Here is a 3,335-nt window from a genome sequence, read left to right as displayed (position 1 = left end):
TACATTTTCTTTAGCTTCGATTGCTTGGTGTAAACCATCTGAGTAACGACGACCATCCATAATACGTCCTGTTTGCTCATCTACAATCATTACTTTATTGTCCATGATAACGTATTCGGTATCTTTTTCAAATAAAGTGTAAGCTTTTAACAACTGTGTTAACGTATGAATACGTTCCGATTTTACTGAGAAATCACGGAATAATTCTTCTTTCTTTTCAGCTGCTTCTTCTGGAGATAAATTTTCTCTTTCAATTTGAGCGATTCCTGTTCCAATATCTGGTAAGATAAAGAATTGTGCATCCGTATCCGTTGATAAAAATTGGATTCCGTTATCTGTTAACTCAACTTGATTATTTTTTTCTTCGATAACAAAGTATAATGCCTCATCAATTTTTGGCATTTCTCTGTTGTTATCTTGCATGTATTGGTTTTCGGTTTTTTGAAGTAATTGTTTTACTCCTTCTTCCGATAAGAATTTGATTAAGGCTTTACTTTTTGGTAACGCTCTGTATGAACGTAATAAGTTGAATCCAGCATCTTTATTGTTTCCTTCTTTGAACAAACGTTTTGCTTCGGTTAAACAATCCGTAGCTAATTTACGTTGTAAGGTTACTAAGTTTTCAACTTTAGGTTTTAACTCATTAAACTCATGACGATCTCCTTGCGGAACTGGTCCAGAAATAATTAATGGAGTTCTTGCATCATCAATTAAAACAGAATCGACCTCATCGACAATTGCATAATTGTGTTTGCGTTGTACCAAATCTTCTGGAGCATGCGCCATATTATCTCTCAAATAATCGAAACCAAATTCGTTATTTGTTCCATAAGTAATATCAGCATTGTAAGCTTTCCTTCTTTCTGGAGAATTCGGTTGGTGATTATCGATACAATCAACCGTCATTCCGTGGAACTCAAACAATGGTGCTTTCCACGTACTATCACGTTTAGCTAAGTAGTCATTCACTGTTACTAAATGCACTCCGTTTCCAGTTAAAGCATTTAAGTATAATGGTAATGTTGCTACTAATGTTTTTCCTTCACCTGTTTGCATTTCGGCAATTTTACCTTGATGCAATACAACTCCACCAATCAACTGAACGTCGTAGTGAATCATATCCCATGTGATTGCTTTTCCTGCAGCATTCCAAGAGTTTGCCCAAGTAGCATTGTCTCCTTCAATCGCGATATACGATTTAGTTGCTGATAACTCTCTATCTTTTGGAGTTGCAGTAACTGTAATCGAAGTGTTTTCTTTAAAACGACGTGCTGTTTCTTTTACAACTGCAAACGCTTCTGGAAGAATTTCGTTTAATACTTTCTCAGAAATTTCATAAGCTTCTTTCTCGATTTTATCGATTTCAGCATAAATATCTTCACGAGCATCGATATCTTGAGTTTGCTCTGCGTCTTGTTTTAAAGAAGCAATTTTAGCATCTTTATCAGCGCGAGCGTTTTGAATTTTAGCTTTAAATTCGGCAGTTTTAGCACGCAATTCATCGTGAGATAATGCTTGTAAAGCACTCTCAAAAGATTTTACTTTGTTAATAAGTGGTTGAATCGCTTTTACATCTTTCTCCGATTTGTCTCCCACAAAAGCTTTCAATATGGAATTTATGATACTCATAATTTTTTATTTTCTAAATAGGTTTGCAAATATAACCACAAAAAAAGTCTCAGTAAAGAGACTTGTTTCTGTTGTGTTTATTTATTTTTTAATATTCATCCTCATTCCAAAGATAATCTTCGTCAGTAGGATAATCAGGCCAAATCTCTTCCATTGATTCATAGATTTCTCCTTCGTCTTCTATAGACTGTAAGTTTTCCACTACTTCTAATGGAGCTCCAGTTCTAATAGCATAGTCGATAAGTTCATCTTTGGTTGCTGGCCAAGGCGCATCACTTAAGTATGACGCTAATTCTAATGTCCAATACATCTTTTATCGATTTAAGTTTATGCAAAAATAAATTTATTACCCAATAAGGCAAGTTTTTTTTTACTTTTTTTATTAAAATTTAAGAACGTTTTTTTTTAAGTACTCAAAACATGACTTTTAATTATTGTTTTCAGGCATACTGAATACTTAAAACTGATTACTGAACACTATTTTCTAGGAATCCATTGCACTTCATCAGCGTTCAAATCATGGGACAACTTTCGTGCCAACACAAAAAGATAGTCAGAAAGTCGGTTTAGGTACTTAATTACACGCTCATCTGTGGGTTCTATGTCATTCAAATGTACTGCTAAACGCTCGGCTCTACGGCATACGCAACGTGCTATATGACAATATGACACAGTTGTGTGTCCACCTGGCAAAACAAAATGTGTCATTGGCGGCAAGGCTTCTTCCATGGTATCGATTTCATTTTCTAAAAACTCGATATCCGATTCCACAATTCCAAGGTTTTGCAAGCGTGGTTGACCGTTTTTCAAAGTTTCTTTTTCGGGTGGCGTTGCTAAAATAGCTCCGACAGTAAATAATCTATCTTGAACCTCAATTAAGACCTTTTTGTACAAATCGCTCATTTCTTGGTCGCGAATTAATCCGATGTGGGAATTTAATTCATCAACAGTTCCATAACTTTCGATTCGGATATGATGTTTGGGCACACGCGTTCCACCAAATAATGCTGTGGTTCCAGTGTCGCCTGTTTTTGTATATACTTTCATTATACTTTATAATTTTAACATTAGATAAGACAAGTCATGACTTGTCGCTACATTTTTTTTAATTGTACTCTATATTCTTCAATATTCGCTTTTACTTTTGGATCTAATTCGGGTTCGGTGATGTCGGTTAGTTTTTGCATTTCTTCCCAAATGGTTTTGGCTACAATGTATCTCGCAACGCCTTTATCATCCGCTGGAATAATATACCAAGGCGCAAAATCTGTCGAAGTTTTATTAATTGCTTCTTCGTAATATTTCATGTAATCGTCCCAACGCTCACGTTCTTTTAAATCGCCTGTTGAGAATTTCCAATTGTCTTCAGGATTTTCTAATCGCTTTAGCAAACGTTCTCTCTGTTCATCTTTACTCATGTGAAAATAGAACTTTAAGATTTTAGTCCCATTCTGCAAAATGTGTTTTTCGAAATTCACCATTTGTTCCATTCGGTTTTCCCAAAATTGAGGTGTAATATCTTCTACTTTTTCAATTCCTGGCAAGTTTTCGAACAAAATATATTCGGGATGTACACGAGTTACCAATACATTTTCATAGTGCGTACGATTGAATACTGCGAATTTTCCTTTTTCGGGCAGAGCCAAATAATGTCGCCATAAATAATCGTGTTCTAATTCGGTTGAATTGGGCGTTTTAAAACTATG

Annotated in this window: 4 protein-coding genes; all 4 read right to left on the bottom strand. The window is 35.1% G+C overall.

All coding sequences use genetic code 11. The annotated features are described in order from the left end of the window. On the bottom strand, nt 1-1,629 hold a 1,629-nt coding region (locus tag L6Q46_RS13215), incomplete at its 3' end, for a DEAD/DEAH box helicase (RefSeq protein WP_363315881.1). A gap of 88 nt (nt 1,630-1,717) precedes the next feature. Further along, the gene (locus tag L6Q46_RS13210; protein ID WP_002986941.1) at nt 1,718-1,939 is read right to left on the bottom strand and encodes a DUF2795 domain-containing protein; all 222 of its coding nucleotides are present in this window, start codon (nt 1,937-1,939) and stop codon (nt 1,718-1,720) included. A 167-nt stretch (nt 1,940-2,106) separates the two neighbouring features. Further along, the gene (locus L6Q46_RS13205) at nt 2,107-2,676 is read right to left on the bottom strand and encodes a cob(I)yrinic acid a,c-diamide adenosyltransferase (RefSeq protein WP_291284696.1); all 570 of its coding nucleotides are present in this window, start codon (nt 2,674-2,676) and stop codon (nt 2,107-2,109) included. A 47-nt stretch (nt 2,677-2,723) separates the two neighbouring features. Next, nucleotides 2,724-3,335: polyphosphate kinase 2 family protein (locus tag L6Q46_RS13200; protein ID WP_291284695.1), on the bottom strand; the 612-nt coding region annotated here is incomplete at its 5' end.

It is taken from the genome of Flavobacterium sp., from assembly GCF_023151265.1.
Lineage (GTDB): Bacteria > Bacteroidota > Bacteroidia > Flavobacteriales > Flavobacteriaceae > Flavobacterium.
Note: the sequence above shows the minus strand (reverse complement) of the source record. Positions and strands in the feature narration are given on the sequence as shown.